The sequence below is a fragment of the Marinobacter nitratireducens genome (assembly GCF_000708045.1).
GTDB lineage: Bacteria > Pseudomonadota > Gammaproteobacteria > Pseudomonadales > Oleiphilaceae > Marinobacter > Marinobacter nitratireducens.
The window spans coordinates 510,191-532,092 of record NZ_ANIE01000009.1 but is presented as its reverse complement, the minus strand read 5'-3'; the positions used below and the strand labels follow the sequence as shown (position 1 = coordinate 532,092).

Annotated in this window: 20 protein-coding genes; 10 read left to right on the top strand and 10 right to left on the bottom strand. The window is 56.9% G+C overall.

Annotated elements, in window-relative coordinates; all coding sequences use genetic code 11:
* Nucleotides 1-135 precede the first annotated feature (135 nt).
* Together D777_RS16395 and D777_RS16390 are read left to right on the top strand one after the other, a co-directional pair.
* On the top strand, nucleotides 136-2,430 hold the full coding sequence (locus D777_RS16395) for a molybdopterin-dependent oxidoreductase (protein ID WP_036134312.1): 2,295 nt from the start codon (nucleotides 136-138) through the stop codon (nucleotides 2,428-2,430).
* 19 nt (nucleotides 2,431-2,449) lie between these two features.
* Nucleotides 2,450-2,911: a DUF2489 domain-containing protein gene (locus tag D777_RS16390; RefSeq protein WP_036134309.1), complete on the top strand. Its 462-nt coding sequence runs from the start codon at nucleotides 2,450-2,452 to the stop codon at nucleotides 2,909-2,911.
* A gap of 313 nt (nucleotides 2,912-3,224) precedes the next feature.
* On the opposite strand, the gene D777_RS16385 is transcribed toward D777_RS16390, so the two are convergent.
* The 3 genes from D777_RS16385 to D777_RS16375 all read right to left on the bottom strand — a co-directional run bounded on the left by D777_RS16385 (nucleotide 3,225) and on the right by D777_RS16375 (nucleotide 7,809).
* Entirely contained in the window at nucleotides 3,225-4,589 is a 1,365-nt protein-coding gene (locus D777_RS16385; RefSeq protein ID WP_036134521.1) for an aminoacyl-tRNA deacylase and HDOD domain-containing protein, read from the bottom strand.
* Nucleotides 4,590-4,765: 176 nt separating this feature from the next.
* Nucleotides 4,766-6,841, bottom strand: a complete 2,076-nt coding sequence (gene recG, locus D777_RS16380) for an ATP-dependent DNA helicase RecG (protein ID WP_036134307.1) — start codon at nucleotides 6,839-6,841, stop codon at nucleotides 4,766-4,768.
* A gap of 8 nt (nucleotides 6,842-6,849) precedes the next feature.
* Nucleotides 6,850-7,809, bottom strand: a complete 960-nt coding sequence (locus D777_RS16375; RefSeq protein ID WP_036134306.1) for a hydrogen peroxide-inducible genes activator — start codon at nucleotides 7,807-7,809, stop codon at nucleotides 6,850-6,852.
* Nucleotides 7,810-7,890: 81 nt separating this feature from the next.
* On the opposite strand from D777_RS16375, the gene D777_RS16370 reads away from it, so the two are divergent.
* Nucleotides 7,891-8,766: an NAD-dependent epimerase/dehydratase family protein gene (locus D777_RS16370; RefSeq protein ID WP_036134305.1), complete on the top strand. Its 876-nt coding sequence runs from the start codon at nucleotides 7,891-7,893 to the stop codon at nucleotides 8,764-8,766.
* 58 nt (nucleotides 8,767-8,824) lie between these two features.
* Here the strand turns inward: D777_RS16370 and D777_RS16365 are convergent, their stop codons facing one another.
* The 5 genes from D777_RS16365 to D777_RS16345 form a co-directional block, all read right to left on the bottom strand.
* The gene (locus D777_RS16365) at nucleotides 8,825-9,211 is read right to left on the bottom strand and encodes a RidA family protein (protein WP_036134303.1); all 387 of its coding nucleotides are present in this window, start codon (nucleotides 9,209-9,211) and stop codon (nucleotides 8,825-8,827) included.
* 76 nt (nucleotides 9,212-9,287) lie between these two features.
* Nucleotides 9,288-11,429, bottom strand: a complete 2,142-nt coding sequence (locus D777_RS16360) for a RelA/SpoT family protein (protein WP_036134301.1) — start codon at nucleotides 11,427-11,429, stop codon at nucleotides 9,288-9,290.
* A 162-nt stretch (nucleotides 11,430-11,591) separates the two neighbouring features.
* The gene (gene rpoZ, locus D777_RS16355; protein WP_036134299.1) at nucleotides 11,592-11,804 is read right to left on the bottom strand and encodes a DNA-directed RNA polymerase subunit omega; all 213 of its coding nucleotides are present in this window, start codon (nucleotides 11,802-11,804) and stop codon (nucleotides 11,592-11,594) included.
* 84 nt (nucleotides 11,805-11,888) lie between these two features.
* Nucleotides 11,889-12,521 carry a guanylate kinase gene (gene gmk, locus D777_RS16350; RefSeq protein ID WP_036134297.1) on the bottom strand — a complete coding sequence of 211 codons (633 nt, stop codon included), beginning with the start codon at nucleotides 12,519-12,521 and terminating at the stop codon, nucleotides 11,889-11,891.
* A gap of 108 nt (nucleotides 12,522-12,629) precedes the next feature.
* Nucleotides 12,630-13,496, bottom strand: coding sequence for a YicC/YloC family endoribonuclease (locus tag D777_RS16345; RefSeq protein WP_036134295.1), 867 nt, complete (start codon nucleotides 13,494-13,496; stop codon nucleotides 12,630-12,632).
* A gap of 196 nt (nucleotides 13,497-13,692) precedes the next feature.
* Here D777_RS16345 and rph point away from each other — a divergent pair, with 196 nt between their 5' ends.
* Nucleotides 13,693-14,409 (top strand): ribonuclease PH, encoded by a 717-nt coding sequence (gene rph, locus D777_RS16340; protein WP_036134293.1) that lies wholly within the window; start codon nucleotides 13,693-13,695, stop codon nucleotides 14,407-14,409.
* A gap of 144 nt (nucleotides 14,410-14,553) precedes the next feature.
* Here rph and D777_RS16335 read toward each other — a convergent pair whose 3' ends face one another.
* Nucleotides 14,554-15,360 carry an exodeoxyribonuclease III gene (locus D777_RS16335; RefSeq protein WP_036134291.1) on the bottom strand — a complete coding sequence of 269 codons (807 nt, stop codon included), beginning with the start codon at nucleotides 15,358-15,360 and terminating at the stop codon, nucleotides 14,554-14,556.
* A gap of 81 nt (nucleotides 15,361-15,441) precedes the next feature.
* Here D777_RS16335 and pyrE point away from each other — a divergent pair, with 81 nt between their 5' ends.
* From pyrE to D777_RS16315, 4 genes are all read left to right on the top strand, one after another.
* A complete protein-coding gene (gene pyrE, locus D777_RS16330) occupies nucleotides 15,442-16,080 on the top strand; it encodes an orotate phosphoribosyltransferase (protein ID WP_036134289.1) in 639 nt (212 codons plus the stop codon).
* Nucleotides 16,081-16,083: 3 nt separating this feature from the next.
* Nucleotides 16,084-16,743, top strand: a complete 660-nt coding sequence (locus D777_RS16325; protein ID WP_036134287.1) for a DUF4124 domain-containing protein — start codon at nucleotides 16,084-16,086, stop codon at nucleotides 16,741-16,743.
* 108 nt (nucleotides 16,744-16,851) lie between these two features.
* The gene (locus tag D777_RS18345; protein WP_150112663.1) at nucleotides 16,852-17,121 is read left to right on the top strand and encodes an anti sigma-E factor RseA C-terminal domain-containing protein; all 270 of its coding nucleotides are present in this window, start codon (nucleotides 16,852-16,854) and stop codon (nucleotides 17,119-17,121) included.
* 451 nt (nucleotides 17,122-17,572) lie between these two features.
* A complete protein-coding gene (locus D777_RS16315; protein WP_051669159.1) occupies nucleotides 17,573-18,079 on the top strand; it encodes a fibronectin type III domain-containing protein in 507 nt (168 codons plus the stop codon).
* A gap of 19 nt (nucleotides 18,080-18,098) precedes the next feature.
* Here D777_RS16315 and D777_RS16310 read toward each other — a convergent pair whose 3' ends face one another.
* Entirely contained in the window at nucleotides 18,099-18,437 is a 339-nt protein-coding gene (locus D777_RS16310; RefSeq protein WP_036134283.1) for a DUF2782 domain-containing protein, read from the bottom strand.
* An 89-nt stretch (nucleotides 18,438-18,526) separates the two neighbouring features.
* Between D777_RS16310 and polA the strand changes: the two genes are divergently transcribed.
* Nucleotides 18,527-21,250 (top strand): DNA polymerase I, encoded by a 2,724-nt coding sequence (gene polA / locus D777_RS16305; RefSeq protein ID WP_036134281.1) that lies wholly within the window; start codon nucleotides 18,527-18,529, stop codon nucleotides 21,248-21,250.
* Between the two features lie 262 nt (nucleotides 21,251-21,512).
* On the top strand, nucleotides 21,513-21,896 hold the full coding sequence (locus D777_RS16300; protein ID WP_036134279.1) for a hypothetical protein: 384 nt from the start codon (nucleotides 21,513-21,515) through the stop codon (nucleotides 21,894-21,896).
* Nucleotides 21,897-21,902 lie beyond the last annotated feature (6 nt).

Here is a 21,902-nt window from a genome sequence, read left to right as displayed (position 1 = left end):
GGCCAGTCCGTTGGGCTGGCCTTTTTTGTATCCGGATAAAACCACACAATTTCCCCATCGCCCTCAAATCCTGTTAATCTGGTTTCATTAAAAAACCATTAATTCCAGAACAACAACGCCCGGGAGAGCAAGTCCATGGAGAACGGCACCCACTTTCGAACCTGCCATCTGTGCGAGGCCATGTGCGGCGTTGCCATTGAAGTGAAGGATGGCCACATTTCTTCCATCAAGGGCGATGAGAACGACCCGCTGAGCCGTGGACACATTTGCCCCAAAGCCGTTGCCCTTCAGGATCTGCATGAAGATCCCGAGCGCCTGAGAAAGCCCGTTCGCAAGACGCCTGATGGCTGGAAAGAAATGGAATGGGATGAAGCCTTTGATCTGGTCGCGCGTAAACTACACCGGACACGCACCGACCATGGCCGCAACAGCATAGGCGTCTACCTGGGCAACCCGAATGTCCACAACCATGGTTCACTGGTTGCGACCATGCCGTTTCTGCGAGCTGTTGGCTCCCAAAACCGGTTCTCTGCCACCTCCAACGATCAACTTCCCCACATGTTGACCAGCCTGGAGATGTTCGGGCATCAGATTCTGTTCCCGATCCCCGATATCGACCAGACAGACCTGTTTATCTGCATCGGTGCCAACCCGATGGCTTCCAATGGCAGTCTGATGACGGTGCCAGACTTCCGTGGCCGGCTAAAGCGCCTCAAAAGTCGTGGTGGCAAGATGATTGTGGTGGATCCCCGCCGCACTGAAACAGCCAAGCTGGCAGATGAGTTCCATTTTATTCGACCAGGCTCTGACGCGCTCCTGCTCATGGCGATGGTGCACACCCTGTTTCAGGAAGAGCTGGTTAATACCGGCCCAGCCGGCCCACTGGTCAAGGATGTGGATCTACTCCGCCTCGCCTCATTGAGCTTTTCTCCAGAGGCTGTTGCCGAGCATACAGGCATTCAGGCCGATGCGATCAGACAACTGGCGCGGCAACTGGCCACCACACCCAAAGCGGCACTCTATACCCGAATGGGAACCAGCACCCAGGCATTCGGCGGCATCGCCACCTGGCTTGCCTACTGCCTCAACATTCTGACCGGGAAGCTCGACGTCCCCGGAGGCGTTCTGTTCACCCAGCCCGCCATTGATCTGGTCGCCATCGGTGCCATGTCCGGACAAAACGGCCACTTCGGCAAACGTCACAGCCGGGTTCGAGGGCTGCCGGAGTTCGCCGGCGAATACCCCGCCAGCACCATGGCCGATGAGATACTGACGCCAGGCGATGGCCAGATCCGCGCGTTTGTCACCGTGGCCGGCAACCCGATACTGTCCAACCCCAACGGACGTCGTCTGGACGAGGCATTTGAAGGGCTCGACTTCATGGTGTCCGTCGACTACTACCTGAACGAAACCACCCGGCACGCTGATGTGATCCTGCCTCCCACTGCCGCACTGGAGCGCAGTCACTACGACCTGATCTTCAGCATGTTTGCGGTCCGCAATACCGCCAAATACAGCGACAAACTCTTTGATGCCGGACCTGATAGCCGGCACGACTGGCAAATACTCCTGGAACTGGCACACCGCCTGGAGAAGCTCCGCAAAGGCGGGAACCTACCGCTGCGATCGGAACTTGGCTGGCGCACATTCAAGAAGCTCGGCCCCGATCCCATTCTGGACCTGATGCTGCGCTCCGGTCCCTATGGTGCTTCCGGACAACCTCTGCGAGGTCTGGCGCAGCCGGCCCTTGACCTGATCATCGACCTGCTCCCCAAACGCCACCCGCTTCGGGGACTCGCCAACCTGAGCTCGATGAATCGACGCTGGGAGGATCTTCCTAAAGGCCTTTCCCTGAGCGCGCTTCGGAATCAACCGCACGGCGTCGATCTCGGCCCACTGAAGCCGACACTCCCGGACCGGCTGTTTACCAGGGACGGCAAGATCAACCTTGCACCTCGACGCTTTCTGGATGATCTTGAACGGCTTCATAAAAAGCTGGAGCTCAGCCCCGAGGATGGACTGATGCTGATCGGCCGTCGACACGTTCGCAGCAATAACTCGTGGATGCACAACAGCCAGCGCCTGGTAAAAGGCAAGGATCGGTGCACCCTGATGCTTCACCCGAAAGAAGCATCACGACTGGGCCTGCAAACCGGCGACTCCGCCGAGGTGAATTCCTCCGCTGGAAAAATTGTTCTGCCGGTGGAGATCACCGAAGATATCATGCCCGGTGTTGTTTCGATTCCCCACGGCTGGGGCCACGATCGGGAAGGTAGCGGCCAATCCATCGCATCCAGCCACGCCGGAGCAAGCATCAATGATGTGATCAGCGACGCGCAGATCGATGATCTGGTTGGAACCTCGGTATTGAATGGCCAGTCGGTCAATGTCAAAGTCTGGCGGCCGACCCGCCAACGGAAACGGGCATGATGGATCAAGGGAGAACTCGATGCCGATCTGGCTCCAATGGACATTGATTGCGGCAGGGCTGGGAGTCATCGCCCTGCTTCTGGTATTCATCTTTCGTCAGGCAAAAGCTCTGGCCGATGGGAAACGACGACAGGCCAAGGCGACCGCCTTCCTGGAGCAACGTCGGCAGGACATGGTCGAGAGCGTGCGAGTCATCGCCCTGGCCGTTGAAGCGGACCAGGTTGAATACTCTGAAGCCTGCCTCCGGTTGAAGGGCCTGCTTGATCATCTGGCGCCCGAGCTTCTGGAGCAGTCGCCCTACCGGGTCTTCCTGGAGGTCCATGAGCACCTCCAGCACATGCCGACCCACCGTGCCCGGCAGGCAACAGAAACGCGCTTCGTCGAGAAGATGGACAAAGAGCGATTCGAGATAGAGAAGAAATACGCCGATGAGATTCGCCGGGCTGCGACAGCCATTCGCCTGCACGCCTTCGACAACTGAAGAGCCTACCGGGCAACCTTTTTGTAATATTTTGTAACTGGCCTAACCAGACACACTAGCATTTCACACGGTAAAACAACAGGTTCCACACCGCTCCAAGTGTGACGCCGCCTTCACAGTCAACGAGTTTGGCCAGACAGCTTTCCTTTTTCGGCGCTTTGTCTAACTTTAAAGACAGGGCGCAACCCAACCAGCGGCGGTGATTGCCCTATCGTTGTTTTCTCCTGAAAAGTCTGGACGACTCTGCAACAAGCGGGTGAGCTTGCCGGCCAAAATGGCCGGCTTTTTTTGGTGGTGAGTACGACGAAGAGGCTTACTGATTCATCATCCCGGCCATCGCCATGATGCTGTCCTTGCTTTCAACCAGCTGATCAAACTGTTCTTCCACCTTCTCGCGATCCAGGCCAAGTTCATCGTAGAACGACTGCGGCACCTCTTGCCCGGCGCCCAGTGCTACGCCCCTCTCTGTCAGCAGCTGACGTCCCAACCAGAGCAGCTTTGCGTACACGCAAAAAGGACCGTCGTAGCGCGGATTTTTCTGATATCGAATAGATAGCGTCACTTCGTCCGGCATGCCCCAGTTTTCCATCAGCTGACTGGCGATCTGCTCCCGCGTGATTCCCAACAGATAATGCTCGGTAACCGACGAGTCGATCTCAGGGTTTACTTCCAGGGAACGACAAACCAGCTTGAAATGCGGAGGGAACACCTGAGCTAGCACCAGATGACCGAAGTTATGCAATAACCCGGCAAGGTAGGCCAGCCCAAACAGCGGCCGTTCGCCTCGGGGCATCATACTGGCCAGGATCCCCGCTGACTGAGCCTGCCAAATCGCCTGCTGCCAGTAATCGACATAACCCTCGGGGTGATCTTGGGGCTGCTTCAATGCCCGCCCCAGGGATAGACCCATGGCCAGGTTCATCACCAGATCAAATCCGAGTACACGGGACACGGCATCATGAACCGAGCGCACCTGGCCAGCCGCCGCATAGAAAGAGGAGGATGCCCAGCTGACAACCTGCGCGGCAAGGCTTGGATCACTCTCGACGATATCGACCAGGTCTCCCATCACCGCATTCGGGTTCACCCGCAGATGGATAATGCGCTGGGCTGTTTCCGGCAACGGCGGCAGCTCAAGCGTGTCTTCAAGCCGCTGCTGAATACGAAGCCCGGTAAATTTCTTGATCGCCGTGTTGAACTGGTCCCGGTCTTTGCCATGATCGTTCAGGTTCACCTCAATGGACCGGGGATCCACGGTAAATACCACATGGTTGGCCTTGGCCGTGAGCGAGCGAAAATCATCAGCGGGCATGACCATGGCCAGGTTCTGCTCACCCAGCTCAATGGCGACCGACGTCAGCTCATCCACCCTGTGATCAACCACTGTCGGCCACCCCGTCAGCGATGGCAGGGCCGGCATGACACTCAACCCAGCCCGTTCACGCACCCGCAACTGCTCCCTCGGTTTCATCAGTCGAAGGTCCCGCCCCAGCTGCTTATTGAGCCGATCAAGATCAATCAGGTCACCCTTGCGGCAAATCGCCTGAATATTGCCTTCCCCATCACTCAGCAAGACCATACGCAACAGTTCACTGCCAGGCGCCTGACTGGCGTCCCGCAACGACACGCCAGACGCCGACTCCCCAAGTGCCTGCTGAACTGCGACAGGTAATTCCATAACACTCTCCCGAATAATGCTGATGGCGGGATCACGGCCCCGCCCTGTATCGTTCACTGTCCAGTCTAAAATGGGCGCCACTCTGGCAAATTGACCCATGCCTGTTTCCGGACTGTTTCCATACGCTCACGACAGCTCAACGGGCGTACTCTTGAATATCTAAGAACGGCTATACGTTATACATCGCCGTATCGGATTCTCTCGCCTAACCAACGGCGTATCAGTCCCTCAACAATGACGGGCGAACGCATAAGGGAGGGGGCCATTTCCCTGACCGGCTCAATCCACCCTTTATCACGTTCAAAATCCGCCAGTCGGAACTGCATCATGCCGGTCTGCCTTGTACCCAGTACTTCGCCGGGACCACGAATTTCCAGATCCTTTTCAGCGATGAAAAAACCATCCTGACTATCCCGCAAAGCCTGCAATCGAGCCTTACCATTCAGGGATAAGGGGGGATGGTACATCAAAACACAGAAGCTGGCCTGCTCCCCCCGACCAACCCTCCCCCGAAGCTGATGTAATTGTGCCAACCCCAGGCGCTCGGGATTTTCGATCAGTATGAGCGATGCATTGGGGACATCGACCCCTACTTCAATCACGGTTGTCGCCACTAAAAGATCCAGCTCCCCCTGCTTGAAGCGATCCATCACATCGGCTTTTTCCGATGCCTTCAGGCGGCCATGCACCAGTCCGACCTTGAGCTCGGGCAATCGTTCCACCAACTCCTCAGCCGTCGCTTCCGCCGCCTGGCATTGCAAAGCCTCGGACTCTTCTATGAGCGTACAGACCCAATATGCCTGGCGACCCTCCAGGCACGCCTTGCGAACCCGCTCGACCACATCCTCTCGTCGGTTGTCTGGAATCACGATGGTTTCTATCGGCTTGCGGCCAGGGGGCAGCTCATCAATCACCGACGTATCAAGGTCTGCATAGGCACTCATGGCCAGGGTGCGGGGAATCGGCGTGGCCGTCATGATCAACTGATGGGGCGCCAGAGCCCCCCCAACGCCTTTTTCCCGCAGGGCGAGACGCTGGTGTACTCCAAACCGGTGCTGCTCGTCCACAATGACCAGAGCAAGTCGTTGGAACTGCACGTCATCCTGGAACAGCGCGTGAGTACCAATAACCACCTGGGCTTCGCCCGAGGCCACGGCCGCAAGTGTTTCACGGCGCACCTTGCCCTTCACCTTTCCAGAGAGCCAGGCAAGCTGAATGCCCAGCGGCGTCATCCACTCCTGAAAATTCCGGTAGTGTTGCTCTGCCAGAATCTCAGTCGGTGCCATGAGCGCGACCTGGGCACCCGCCCCCAGGGCTTGCAATGCCGCCAGAGCTGCGACAACAGTCTTGCCTGACCCCACATCGCCCTGCACCAATCGCAGCATAGGTACCGGCTGGCTCAGGTCCTGACGAATATCGCTGAGCACATGACGTTGGGCGCCCGTGAGATCAAATGGGAGAGATTCCTGAAAACGCTGTACCAGATCCCCCGCCGGCAACAATGGAAGCGCCTCTCGGGCCTGGATTTGTTCCCTAACCTGCAGGAGGCTGAGCTGATGGGCCAGAAGCTCCTCCATGACCAGGCGCTGTTGGGCCGGGTGCCGGCCTTCCATCAGCAGATGGACCGGAGCCGAGGCCGGCGGCGAATGCACAAGCTGAACGGCGTCTGTAATACCCGGAAGCTGGTAATCCGAAAGCAGCTCGGGAGGAAGCCAATCCTTGATCGGATAACGCTGGAGATAAACCAGCGCCTGCTGGCACAGACCCCGAACCCTTGGCTGCTGGATACCCTCCGTCAGCGGGTAGACCGGGGTCAGAGTGGCTTCGCCATCCGCGGGCATTGGCGGTGGATTTACCTGGTACTCCGGATGGTAGAATTCATAGCCCGCACGGCCTGGGCGGACCTCGCCAAAACAACGCACCCGCGCGCCTTCCGCCAGTTGATTCTTCTGGGCGGCGTTGAAGTGAAAAAAACGCATCACCAGGAAACCGCTATCATCCTTCAGGGTGACCTGCAGGCTCCGACGACGCCCCATCACCAGGTCCGACTTCATGACCTCGCCTTCCACCACCGTCAGATCACCAATTCGGAGACGGCCCATCGGGGTAACCCGCGTCCGGTCTTCGTAGCGATGGGGCAAATGGAAAAGCAGATCCTGGAGCGAATGGATACCCAGCTTGGCGAACTTCTCCGCGAGAGCGCTTCCTACGCCCTTAAGCTGGGTGACGGGGATGTCATCCAGTGACGTCATGGTTCCTCTCAGGCGCTTTCGGCAACAGCAGGTGTCTCAGTCCTGGCCTTCTCCATCACCCGACATTGGCTCGCAGCCAGAGACAAGACATCAATGGCTTTGGGCCTTGGGAAGGTTACCCGCCAGGCGAGGGCCACCGTCCGGAAAGGTACCGGAGTCGCAAATGGCCGAACGGCCAGAATATCTTCATGGTATTGCATGGCCGTTGCGGCAGATAGCGGCAGCACTGTAATCCCCAAACCGGAGGCGACCATGTGGCGAATAGTCTCCAGGGAACTGCCCTCGGTCACCAGGGATGGCGATCCGGTGTCCGAGCGTTTGGTCATGGCATCGACCAGGGGAGGACAGGATTCCAGCACCTGATCCCGGAAACAGTGACCTGGCCCCAGTAACAGCAATTGCTCTTTCGCCAATTCGTCCGCAGTCAGCTCGTCCTTGCAGGCAAGCGGATGACCGGCAGGCAGGAGAACGACAAACGGCTCGTCATACAGCGGCAAGGTCACCACTTCCGGCTCTTCAAATGGCAACGCAATGATGATCGCGTCCAGCTCGGATTGACGAAGCTTCTGCCTGAGGCTCGCGGTATAGTTCTCCTCGATGTAGAGCGGCATTTCCGGTGCCGCGCGCCGGAGCTCCGGTAACAGGTGCGGGAACAGATAGGGGCCAATCGTGTAGATCGCGCCAACTTTCAGCGGAGAATTCAGCTGGTTCTTGCCATCCTGGGCAAGATCCTTGATCAAGCCAACCTGATCCAGAACCCGCTGGGCCTGCTCCACAATACGTTGCCCGGTTTCGGTCACCCGGATACTGCTCTTACTTCGCTCGAACAGGGGAATACCCAGCTCATCTTCGAGCTTCTTCACAGCCACACTCAGGGTTGGCTGGCTAACATGACAACGTTCTGCCGCACGGCCAAAATGCCTTTCACGGGCAAGCGTAACGACGTATCGTAACTCGGTAAGCGTCATGGTGAGCTCCGGTCAGGTAGGTATCGTATCGGTCGAAGTATCACTAATTTATGAGGTAAAGGATAAGGATTGATATTGTCTATGGCAATGACTGATAGCAAAGACAGGGCCCGGGTACTGGTTGCCGGATGCGGAAAACTGGGAGGCGCAATCGCCAGCCTCCTGACAGCCGACGCTACCGTCTTCGGGCTTCGCCGCCGGACCAACCTGCTTGCCGATGACATCAGGCCCGTATCTGCAGACCTGACAGATCCAGCATCGCTGACAGATAGCCTGCCTGACGACCTTGATATCGTGATTTATTGCCTGACGCCCTCACGCTACGATGATCAGGGTTACCACGACGCTTACGTTCGTGGCCTCAAGAACTTACTGGCGGCACTCAGCGGACAACCTGTAAAGCGTCTGATCTTCATCAGCAGCACCGGCGTTTACTCGCAGGACGATGACAGCTGGGTGAACGAGAGCAGCCCCACCCAACCGGCGCGCTTTAGCGGCGAGCAGATTCTGGCCGGAGAAACCCTGGCTCTTAACAGCCAGTTCCCGGCAACCGTTATTCGCTTCAGTGGCATTTACGGGCCATCCCGGCGGCGGTTCCTGCAAGAGGTCATCGAGGGCCGGATGAATCCGCATTCACCAGCCCCCTACAGCAACCGCATCCACGAGGAAGACGCTGCGGCCGCAGTACACCACCTGGCCACGCGTGCACTTGAGGGGGACACTCTGGCGGATTGTTATATCGGTACTGATTGTGAACCGGTGCGGCTTGACGACGTGGTCAACTGGGTCCGCGAGCAAATTCCCTGCGCATCGCCGGTGGAAGGTGCCCGTACCGGTGGCCGCGCAGGCAGCAAGCGTTGCTGCAACCAGCGGCTTCTCGATAGCGGCTTCACGTTCCGATATCCGGACTTCCGCTCAGGTTACCGGGCCATGATTGATGAAACAGGGCAGCAGTAACGCAAAAAGGCGACCTCAGGTCGCCTTTTTATTCTCGATAGAGCAGATGTGTGCAGACTCAGCTGAGCACCATAACCGCTTCCATTTCGATGGGGACCCCTTTGGGGAGCGCCGCCACACCGACCGCAGCCCGGGCAGGATACGGCTCCTGGAAGTAAGTTGCCATGATCTCGTTGACGGTGGCAAAGTTGGCCAGATCCGTCATGTAGATGTTCAGCTTGACGATATCCTTGAGCTCACCACCTGCAGCCTCGCAGACTGCCTTGAGATTCTCGAACACCTGACGGGTCTTGGCGGAGAAATCTCCCGCAACCACTTCCATGGTCTCCGGCACCAGCGGAATCTGGCCGGACAGATAAACAGTATCACCAGCCTTCACAGCCTGTGAGTAGGTACCGATGGCCTGGGGAGCGTTTTCAGTCTGGATAACGGACTTGTTGGTCATGTTCCGGAATTTCCTCTGTTCCAAAACGCCAATCGTCAACCTTAGGCGCCACCATTGTCAACCAGTCAATGGTCGATCAACTGCGCACCCGACCAATATAGGTGACCGCCTTGATGTTCCGGATTCGGCGCATGACCCGGGCAAGGTGTCGGCGCCCATTCACATGCAGGACAAGGCTGACCACGCCGAACTTGGCGTTCTGGTCCTCGACGTTAATACGTTCGATGTTGCCGTCCGCCATGGCCACAGCATTGGCCACCTCGGCAATCACACCACGCTGCCGCTCAAGTTCGACACGCAGCTCCACCGAGAACTCATCAGTAATGTCCTTCGCCCATTTGAGATGGGTCAGGCGAGCCCGCCCTTCGTCATCTTCCGGCAACCGGACACAGGAATCGGAATGAATCACCATGCCATTGCCGGAGTCCATGACACCGACAACCGGATCACCGGGGATCGGCTTACAGCAGCTCGCAAACCGCACCAGCAGTCCCTCGGTACCTCGAATGGTAACCGGGCTGCCATCACCACCACGCATATCGCGAATGGTCTCAGGCTCGCTCTGAACTTCAGCACCGCTTAGCAACTGCCGCGCCACAAGATAGGCCATGCGATTACCCAGGCCAATGTCGCTGATCAGCTCATCCAGGCTGCCAACCTGATTGTGATTGACCACAGCCTCGATCTGGGCTTCGCCGATGTCGGCAAGGCGGGCACCAAAGCCCTTAAGGGATTTCTTAAGCAGCGTTTTGCCGAGCTCGAGAGACTCGGTTCGCTTCTGGCCTTTGAGCACGTGGCGGATACTGCTCCGTGCCTTGCCTGTCACCACGAAACTCAGCCACGCCGGATTGGGTCGGGCGCCCGGTGCCGTGATGATTTCAACCGTCTGACCGCTCTGCAGGGGCTGACTCAGCGATCCGAGGTTACGGTTGATACGACAGGCAACTGTCGCATTACCAATATCGGTATGAATGGCGTAGGCAAAATCAACCGGGGTCGCCCCGCTGGGCAACTCCATGATCTTGCCTTTGGGCGTGAATACGTAGATCTCATCCGGGAACAGGTCCACCTTCACGTGCTCAATGAATTCCAGCGAATCATCGGCGCGCTCCCGCATTTCCATCAGCCCCTTCACCCAGCGATCCACCCTTGCCTGATTGGCCGAGGTCACGCTGCTGGGCTCGTTCTTGTACATCCAATGGGCAGCAATACCGTTGTTGGCGATATGCTCCATCTCTTCCGTACGGATCTGGATCTCGATATTGACGTGCATGCCAAACAGCGTGGTATGCAGGGACTGATAACCGTTCGCCTTAGGCATGGCGATGTAGTCTTTGAACCGGCCGGGGAGCGGCTTGTAGAGACTGTGAACCGCCCCAAGGATGCGGTAGCAGTCATCTTCGGTGTCGGTAATGATCCGGAAGGCGTAGACATCCATGATTTCATGGAAGGATTTCTGCTTGAACTTCATCTTATTGTAGATGCTGTTCAGGTGTTTCTCCCGGCCAAGAATTCGACCTGGCAGCCCCCGCTCCTCCAGCTTTTCCTGCAACTTGCCCCGAATTTCTTCGATGATTTCACGGTGGCTTCCGCGTAGCTTGTCTACCGCCTTGGAAATGTACTTCGAGCGCATCGGGAACAGCGACGAGAACCCAAGATCTTCCAGTTCGGTACAAATCGAGTGCATGCCCAGGCGGTTGGCAATGGGGGCATAGATATCAAGGGTTTCGGTCGCGATTCGCTGGCGCTTCTCATAGGGCATGGGACCGAGCGTTCGCATGTTGTGAAGGCGGTCCGCCAGTTTTACCAGAATGACACGGATATCTCGGGCCATCGCCAGGGTCATCTTCTGGAAGTTTTCAGCCTGTGCCTCCGCTCTGGAGCGGAATTCGATCTGGGTGAGTTTACTGACGCCATCGACAAGTTCGGCTACGTCGTCGCCAAACTGTTCGGCGAGGGCATCCTTGGGGATACCCGTGTCTTCAATCACATCGTGAAGCATGGCCGCCATCAGGCTCTGGTGATCCAGCCTCAGCTCAGCAAGAATCCCCGCCACCGCCAGGGGATGGGTAATGTAGCGGTCGCCACTTTTACGCATCTGCCCTTCGTGGGCCTGCTCGGCATAATAGTAGGCCCTTCGCACCTGATTGATGCGATTGGTATCCAGATAGGTACTTAGCTCCTTCGCCAGACCTTCAACCGAAGCCTCTACTGACACCGCGCCTCCACATATCAACAAAAATCAGGGACAAAAAAACCCGAATGCTCGCATTCGGGTCCTTCCTCAGTCCTTCCAGCAACGTTCTATAGATACACTATAAAACCGCGGGGACAGAATTCAATGCTTGTCACTCAGGCATAGGTATAACCCGACTGACGATCAATCCTCGTCTTCTTCATTCAGAAGATCACGGCTGACTTTGCCCTCGGCAATTTCGCGCAGAGCGATAACCGTCGGCTTGTCGTTTTCTTCTGGCAGCATTGGCTCCGCGCCCTTGGTGGCAATGTGGCGAGCGCGCTTGGTAGCCAGCATCACTAGCTGGAAGCGGTTATCAACGTTCTCCAGGCAATCTTCAACGGTAACTCGTGCCATAACTTCCCCGAAAATAAAAATGACTGATTCAGCAGACCGCGTAGTTTACTAAGGCCGGCTCAATTTGTATACAGGAAACGTGCGTCAGGATCGTTCCGACAACGCCGCTAACAAGTCTCCGTGGCGCTCCTGCTGCACCGGCATCCGCAGCCTCTGGCTGCGCGTCACCGCGAGCAGGTCGGCCAGTGCGACGGCAAAATCGTCGTTCACCACCAGATAATCGAATTCAACAGCGTGCCGGCACTCCTCGACAGCCTCGGCCAGCCGGCGCTCAACCACCTCAGGTGCATCTGTACCGCGACCGGTCAGCCGCTCCCGAAGGGTTTCGGCAGACGGCGGAACAATGAAAATACTGACGCATTCGGGCATCAGCCGGCACACCTGCTCAGCGCCCTGCCAATCGATCTCCAGAATCACATCACGACCTGTTGCCAGGGTTTCCCGCACCCAAACCTGGGAGGTGCCGTAATAGTTGCCGAACACATCCGCATGCTCCAGGAAATCACCCCGGGCGATCATGGCTTCGAACTCATCACGGCTTACAAAGTGGTAGTTGACCCCGTCCTGCTCGCCATCCCGCATGGCCCGGGTTGTGTGAGAAACAGAGACACCCAGCTTGCTGTCGCTGCGCAGCATTTCAGCAACAAGGCTGGTCTTGCCCGCTCCCGACGGCGCAGAAATAACGAAAAGGGTACCCTGTTCTACAGCCTGACTCATTATCCAAACTCTCCGGAACTGACTGGGCGGCCGAGTGACCGGCCGGAAAGTCGGGGATTATACGGAGTTTGCGATATCCCCGCACCCTGACCAATGCCGGCCAGGCAATCACTCAAGATTCTGCACCTGCTCGCGCATCTGCTCGATCAGAACCTTCAGATCGACAGCAGCCCGCGTCACCCGGGAATCAATACTCTTGCTGCTCAGGGTATTGGCTTCCCGATTCAGCTCTTGCATCAGGAAATCCAGACGCCGGCCAATCGCGCCATCGCCTGCCAGGGTATCCGACACCTCACTGATGTGGGCATCCAGACGGTCCAGTTCCTCTGCCACATCACTTTTCTGAGCAACCATGACCATTTCCTGGGACACGCGCTCCGGGTCGAGCTCCACTCGCGCCTTCTCAAAACGCTCCCTGAGCGTTTTCTCCTGGAGTTGAAGCAGCTCCGGCATCGCTTCACGAACCTGAGCGACCAACTCGGCCATCCCCGTCAGACGCTCCTCAAACAGCGGTCGCAGTCTCTCCCCCTCACGTTCGCGGACAGTCACAAGCTCCGCCACCGTATCTTTGAACAGCGCGTCAGCCGCCGCCTTGGCGGGCCCAAAATCCTGCTCAGGCACCGACAGCACGCCGGGCCAGCGCATGATATCGAGCGCACTGAGGTGTGCTGGATTATCGAGCATGCGATTGATGTGATTAGCAGCCTCGTTGACGGCCTTTGCCATCTCATCGTTGATCTCAAAACTCTGGGACGCCTTGTCCACAGACTGGAGACGCATGGAGATATCCACCTTGCCGCGCTTCAGCTGCTTGCGCAGCTCCTCCCGAAAACCGTTTTCCAGCTCTCGCAGCGCCTCCGGCAAACGAAACGACGGTTCCAGGTACCGATGATTTACCGTGCGGATCTCGCATGTAAGCGTTCCCCAGTCGCCCTGGACATCCTTCCTTGCAAACGCAGTCATACTTCGGATCATGATATCTCCGGTCCTGATCAATGAGGGTTATACCACTGTAGTCTCAGAGTGTATCAGGCTCTGACAATGCCCGGCGAACTGGACAAAAGGCCTAGCCGTACCGGGAGGGATTGGCATGTTATACTCACCGACTTTTCACATCACCAGAAACCGAAGCCCAGGCTTCGGACACTCATCACAGAAAGCAGGAATCATTATGCGACCCAGCGGCAGAACGCCTGAACAACCAAGAGACGTTCGAATCACCCGGAATTACACCCGCCACGCCGAAGGCTCCGTCCTCGTGGAGTTCGGCGACACCAAAGTGATCTGCACCGCCTCCGTCGAAAACAAAGTCCCGCCGTTCCTGCGCGGTGAAGGGCGCGGCTGGATCACCGCCGAATACGGCATGCTCCCCCGCTCCACCGGCAGCCGCATGGGCCGCGAAGCCGCTCGCGGAAAACAAGGCGGACGCACCGTTGAGATTCAGCGACTGATTGGCCGCTCACTGCGCGCAGCCGTTGATCTGGAAGCTCTGGGCGAACACACCATCACCATCGACTGCGACGTCATCCAGGCCGACGGCGGTACCCGCACTGCAGCTATCACCGGCGGCTGCGTTGCCCTGGTGGACGCACTGAATTACCTGGTGGCCGAAAAACGGATCAAGAAGAGCCCGTTGAAGCAAATGGTCGCCGCCCTCTCGGTTGGCGTTTACAAAGGCACGCCAGTGGCTGATCTGGACTACCCGGAAGACTCCGAAGCCGAAACCGACATGAACGTCATCATGACTGACCAGGGCGGCTTTATCGAAATCCAGGGCACCGCTGAAGGCGCACCGTTCGAAAAGACCGAACTGGACAGCATGCTGGATCTGGCCAAGCAGGGAATTGAGAAGCTGTTTGAAATTCAGAAAGAAGCTTTAGCAGGATAAATCAGGGCTTGGGGAGCCGTTGCGGCACCAATCCCCCAGAATGTTGAAGGCCATGGATGGCCGGAAACAAGCGTACACGGATGTACTTGCAGCGGTTCTGGGGGATTGGTGCCGCAATGGCGACCTCCCCCAAATCCCAAATCCTTAAAAACCAATCTCGATGTCGTAGTCCATGATCACCGGCGCATGGTCCGAAAACCGCACCGAATCATCGATCCAGCCATCCTCAATGGTTTTGCGAATCCCCGGCGTCAACAGCTGGTAGTCCACGCGAATACCCGCATTCCGGCGAGCACCACCCGCCTGCTCAGGCCACCAGGTAAACTGATTGCTCTGCTTGTTGATCTCGCGGAAGGCATCAATACAGCCCATCTCATCAAACAGACGATCCAGCCAGGCCCGCTCGTGAGGAAGGAAACCCGAGAAATCGGACTTGTGATACAGCGGACTCGCATCCGTTACATGGTGCGCTGTCTGGAGGTTGGCGCAGAAAATAAACTGGCGACGCTTGCGCAGGGTTTTCTGCATATGCAACCCAAAGCCGTCCATGAACTCATCTTTGTGGTCCAGCACGGTGAGATCATCCTCACCTGTCACCTCTTCCTCGCGCCCAAGGGCGCAGGGGGCCAGAACGCAAGCGACCGACACCTTGTCAAAATCGGCCTGAATGAAACGCCCTTCGCGATCAGCCTGCTCGTTGGCAAAACCGTACATGATCGCCTTGGGGAAATGACGGGTATAGATACCGACCCCGCCGTCTTCATTGTGCTCACCATCAATGAAGTAGGCTTCATAGCCTTCGGGAATCAGGTTGTAATCCTCGATCTCATAGGCGCGCATGCGGTGGTCCTGGACACAGACAACGTCGGCATCCTGGTCGGCCAGCCAGTCAAAAAACCCTTTGTCGACGGCCTGTGCCAGACCATTGACGCTGATTGTTACTACCCGCATACGTGTTCCCTGATTCGGTTTGTGTGTATGATACCGGTTTTAAGCGTTAATTAAAGATCCACACCCGCCAGAAGCCTTGTCATGCACGACTATCAGCAGAATTTCATCGAATTTGCCATCCGCCGGAACGTACTTCGCTTTGGCGAATTCACTTTGAAGTCGGGCCGAACCAGCCCCTACTTTTTCAATGCCGGGCTATTCAATACTGGAGAAGACCTGCTCCAGCTAAGCAAAGCCTATGCCGCAGCCATTGAACGCAGTGGCCTGAATTATGACATCATTTTCGGACCTGCCTATAAGGGCATTCCGCTGGCAACCGTCACCGCCATGGCCCTGGCTACAGACGGTAACAGCAAACCATTTGCCTTTAACCGCAAGGAAAAGAAAGATCATGGAGAGGGCGGCAACATTGTTGGCGCACCATTAAAAGGCAAAATCCTGATTATTGACGATGTCATCACAGCCGGAACTGCTATTCGCGAATCCATCGACCTGATCCGCGCAGCCGGCGCAGAACCTGCGGGGGTTCTTATCGCCCTCGACAGGCAGGAGAAAGGCAACGGAGAGCTGTCCGCAATCCAGGAAGTCGAGCAGGAATTTGGCATCCCCGTGGTCAGCATCATCCGCCTGGAACAGGTGCTGGATTACCTGAAGGCCAACCCGGACTTTTCGGGCCATGCGACGAGTGTGGCCGCTTATCGGGATCGTTACGGAGTCTGAATAATGACCGACCGTTCAACTACACGCACCATCGTTTCAGCCATGACCCTGGTTCTTGGCATTGTGGCTACGGCCGATGCGGGTATGTATCGTTATAAGGACGAAAACGGTCGCCTGGTTATTAGCAACACCATCCCCCAGGAAGCCACCAAGCGTGGATATGAGATCCTGGGCCCCAACGGCCGCGTGGTCGACACAATCGCCCCGGCACCCACCAAGGAAGAAATCGCCGCAAGAGAAGCAGAAAAGCAGCGCCAGAAAGAGCTGGAAACCCAACGGGAGAACGATCGCCTGCTACTGAAGCGTTTCAGCCATCCCGATGAGGCCGTCCAGGCCATGCATCGAAAAATCGGCGAGCTCGAGAGCCTGATCCAGCTCAAACGCGGCAACATATCGGTCATTTCCAGCCAACTGGATAATGAGCAAAGCCGAGCTGCCGATATGGAGCGGGCCGGCCGCAAGATCCCGGAAGCCAGCCTCAATAAAATACGGCGACTGGAATCACAAATTCGCGACATAGAAGAAGAAATCCGTGCCCAGAGTCAGGATATCGAGGCACTGAAAGAGGGCTTCGTCCACGATATCAAACGCCTGGAAGAGATAACCGGAGAGAGCCGGACACTCCCTCTGAACCCCCAGACAGCAGAAGCGCCAGGCGACTAGGGCTGCCGCAAACAGATAGACACAAACACAAAAAAAGGAGGCCAGCTGGCCTCCTTTTTTTGACTAAGCGAGCGCCTTAGTCGGTGCCCGCTCACCCGACTCAGGCTGATGCCGTTGTCTTCTTCGCCGCAGCTGTGCTCTTACGGGCAGGCGCCTTGCGAGCAGCCGGCTTCTTCGCAGCAACAGACTTCTTGGCAGTCTGAGCGGCTTCAGAAACTTCTTCAGCAGCTTCCGATACGGCGTCCGCGCCTTCAGCAGCTTCCTTCTCCAGCTTTGCTACCAGCTCGGCAGCAAAGTTGCCAAAACGGCTGTTCAGGCTGCGCAGCTGCTCGAAAAGGTTATCGCTGTATCCGTTGTAACGGTCGCGCAGAGTCTTGACGCTGTATTCACGCACTTCGCTCTCCAGCTTTTCTGCGTACTCGAAAGGCTTGGCAGACAGCTTCTTCTGCTGCTCTTCTGCAGCGTTGATACCCTTCTCGACGATGTCCTGAATCTGTTCCTGATAGCTCTTGAGTTTACCCATGTCACATCTCCTTGATTGCTGAAAGTTCTCAGGCCTTGGGCTGATTGAGCCTCACTCGGGCCTTTCTTCAAATTTCAACTACAAAGTTACGGACAAAAATTAGAATGTTCATACTAAAACCGGACAAGCTGCCCATAGGTAGTTTTACAGATTCTTCACTTGATCCTGAGAGAACCTCCGGCATAATGCTCAACGGTTTTATTTGAAGCCGGTCTCCCCGTTTTATTCAGGCTCCATACGATCCTTTGTAAAAAGAAAAGAAGGGCGCAACGTAAGTTCGTGAATGCGCCCACGTGCGAGTGAGCCATGACTATTTTCACATCAGGACGCTGGAAGCAGCGCAGCCAGGCCTGTTTATTGTCCGCGATTATCCTCTCGCTGGCCGGCCTGTTCAGCGGCTGCCAGGAGGATGACAGAGCATCCCACACCTCAACATCCCAGGCATCTGAACTGGCACAGAATCGTCTGGATGATGCGACCGGCGGTTTGATGGATGCACTTGGTCAAACCGATGGAGATCCGGATCAGACCCAAGCGCAGGAAACAGACCAACCAAAGACCTTGTCCTGGACCCCACCATTAACACGGGAAGACGGCAGCGCACTGACTCACAGCCAGATCGCAGGCTTTCGAATCTATTTCCGGCTGAGACACCAGCAGAGTTTCGACACCATCCTGATTGAAGACCCCTCAACAACCAGCTATGTCTTGGACAACTTCCCGGCCGGCGCGTACGAGTTTGCCATCACAACCGTGGATTTGAATGGTCTGGAGAGCCAGCGCTCAGACCCGGTCCTGGCGGACCTGATCTGACGCTGGGACAGAAGGGAAATTACCAGCGGAACAGGACCCAACTGGGAACCAGCATGTCGGAATCGGTCTCCCGGATCCAACCTCCGCCATCGGCAGGGACCAGGTAATACTCAGGACCGGCCTCAGGCACAACTTTTATTTCCATCAGCTGTCCGTTCACCCGATATTCATAAAACACCTCGTTGTCGCCTGGCCGGATGACAATCTGCGGCCCCTCAGAGTTGCTCTGGTAATCCGAGATCACGACCGGCTCATCGGGGGTTTCAACAATCGTCTCGTCCAGAGCGCCCTCATCCTGAGCCAGCGCGGAAGCAGACACCAACGCGAGGACCGGGACCATGCGGGTGATTCGTTTCATTTTCGTGGTACCCTTTCGTGCATCCAAAGTTGACTACAGAGTTGCACAAGCCAACCCACGCTTCAATCAGAATCCGGACCTGTTTTGACATGACTGAGCAAAAGACCCCACCCGTGGTTCTTGTGGACGGATCGTCCTATCTTTTCCGTGCCTACCATGCACTTCCACCCCTGACCACCAGCAAGAATCACCCGACCGGTGCAATAAAAGGCGTGATCAGCATGCTCCGACGCCTGGAACAGGATTTCCCTGGATCCAAAGTGGTTGTGGTGTTCGACGCCAAGGGCAAGACGTTTCGCCACGAGATGTATGAGGAGTACAAGGCAAATCGCCCTCCGATGCCGGAAGATCTCGCCATGCAGATTGAGCCGATTCACGAGATCGTCCGCGCCATGGGGCTGCCCCTGCTGATTGTTCCCGAGGTCGAGGCGGATGACGTGATCGGCACCCTCGCTCATGAAGCCACCAGCAAGGGCATCGACGTGGTGATTTCCACCGGCGACAAGGACATGGCTCAGCTGGTCAGTGACCACGTCATCCTGAACAACACCATGACCGACACCACCATGGACCGCGACGGAGTGATCGAAAAGTTCGGCGTGACGCCGGAACAGATTATCGACTACCTCGCACTCGTTGGCGACAAGGTGGACAACATTCCCGGCGTGAACAAATGCGGCCCCAAAACCGCCGTGAAGTGGCTAAACAGCTATAAAAATCTGGACAACGTGATTGATCACTCCAGCGAGATTAAGGGCAAGATTGGCGAATACCTGCGGGAAGCCACTGACATCCTGCCGCTGAGTCGGGAGCTGGCGACCATAAGAACGGACGTGGATCTGGAATTCGGCCTGGAAGACCTCGGTTACCCGACACAGGATGACACTGCTCTGCTGGCGCTGTTTAAGGAATACGAGTTCAAAAGCTGGGTCGCCGAACTGGAGAGGGGCGAAGACAAAACCAAAGAAAAATCCGCATCGAACGACACCCCCAAACCCGTTGAGAAGACCTACACCATCGTCACAGACCAGGCAACACTGGATAGCTGGATAAAACGTCTGGCTGACGCCGACCTGTTTGCTTTTGATACCGAAACGACCAGCCTTCGTTACATGGACGCCGAGGTGGTCGGCGTTTCCTTCGCCATTACTCCCGGAGAAGCGGCCTACGTCCCCCTTGCCCACGATTACATGGGAGCGCCGGAACAGCTGGACCGGGACCAGGTACTGGCGCAGCTCAAGCCTCTGCTGGAAAACCCCAAGCAGGCCAAGGTTGGTCAGAACCTGAAGTACGACAAAAATGTACTGGCCAACCACGACATCAATCTTGAGGGTATCGCGGAAGACACGATGCTTGAGTCCTATGTGCTGAACTCAGTCCTCACAAGGCACGACATGGACAGCCTGGCGCAACAGTATCTCGGAGAGAAGACCATTTCCTTTGAGTCCATCGCCGGCAAAGGCGCCAAGCAGCTCACCTTTAACCAGATCGAACTGGAACAAGCCGGCCCCTATGCCGCAGAAGATGCCGATATCACCTTGCGGCTGCACCAGACCCTGAGCCCCATGCTGGCGGAAACCGGCAAGCTTGCAGCCGTGTACCGGGACATCGACCTCCCCCTGGTGCCGGTACTCTCCCGAATGGAACAGCGGGGCACCCTGATCAACGCCAGCACTCTCAAACAACACAGTCAGGAACTGGCCGAGCGAATGGCCGAGCTGGAAAAAGAAGCCCACGACGTCGCCGGAGAAGCCTTCAACCTGGGCTCACCCAAGCAGCTGCAGGTGATCTTTTACGAGAAAATGGGGCTCCCGGTCATCAAGAAAACACCGAAGGGCGCGCCATCCACCGCGGAGCCGGTACTTCAGGAACTGGCCCACGAACACGAACTGCCGCGTCTGATCCTGGAACACCGGAGCCTGAGCAAACTCAAGTCCACCTACACGGACACCTTGCCGGAACTGATCAACCATCGCACCGGCCGTATCCACACGTCGTACCATCAGGCGGTTACCGCAACCGGGAGGCTGTCCTCATCGGAGCCCAATCTGCAGAACATTCCGATTCGCACCGAACAGGGACGCCGGATTCGTCAGGCGTTTATCGCGCCGGAGGGCTACAAGCTCATCGCAGCCGACTACTCGCAAATCGAGCTGCGCATAATGGCGCATCTGTCCGGAGACAAAGGCCTGCTGACCGCCTTTGAGCACGGTGAAGATATTCACAGAGCGACTGCTGCCGAAGTGTTCGGAGTGCCGGTTGGCGACGTCTCGGGAGAGCAGCGTCGCAGCGCCAAGGCGATCAACTTCGGGCTGATCTACGGAATGTCCGCCTTCGGGCTGTCCCGCCAACTGGATGTGGAGCGCAAGGTTGCCCAGGAATACATCGATCGCTATTTCGAGCGCTATCCCGGGGTGCTGAAATACATGGACAACATCCGCAAACAGGCTCACGAAGACGGCTTTGTCGAGACCCACTTCGGCCGCCGGCTTTATTTGCCGGAGATCAATGCCCGCAACAAACAACTGCAACAGGCCGCGGAGCGCACAGCCATCAATGCGCCGATGCAGGGTACCGCTGCCGACATCATCAAGCGGGCCATGATCGACGTGGAAAACTGGCTCCTGAGCGAACACCCTGCCGATGCCAGGATGACCATGCAGGTCCACGACGAACTGATTCTTGAGGTCAGAGAATCGGCCGTGGACACGATTCAGAAGGGGCTGATCAAACGCATGTCTGCCGCAGCCGATCTGGATGTCCCTCTGATCGTTGAAGCTGGCGTCGGCGATAACTGGGACCAGGCCCACTAGCAGGCCAGGCGACGTTGGGCCGGAGCCCGAACTCCGGCCCAAGCCACCCCAAAATCGGGCAAGGCATTCAATAGCGCACTGAAATATGGCAACTTTTCGGGAGCAAAAGTAGCCATCACACCCCTCAACCCCTGCCATAGCGCCGCCGGCCAGCAGACGACGCAACCGGCACGAATCTCGCTTGTAACAGATGTCGGCTATATGCCTCCGAACCCGTCGGCAGGCTGCGCCATGTTGTGACACATCACTCCGAGGTTAAAACATGACTTCTCTGGCGTCTGAACGAAGCTGGCTTCTGGATCCCGGCCTGCTCAAGCTGGTGCACCAGTGCCGCCGCCTGATTCACACCGAGTTCGGCGTAAAGCTCCATCTCACCGAAGAGCATCTGGAAAAACAGTTGGCAAGCTATGCGAGCAAGACCCGCTCAAGCCATCTGGTTCGTACCTGGGAGTCCCTCAAAGAGCAGGTCCCACAGCTGAAGTTGGAAGAAGAGACGACCGAAGGCGAAGTGGAAGACACCCCAAAGCGGATGTATCGGGGACAGGTTATTGCGGAGAGCGAGCCGGAAACGAAAGCCGCTGCCCCGACCCCGGAAGAGCTGGCGCGGAAGAAAAAGGTCATCTACCGCGGCCAGGTGATTGGCTGATCAGAG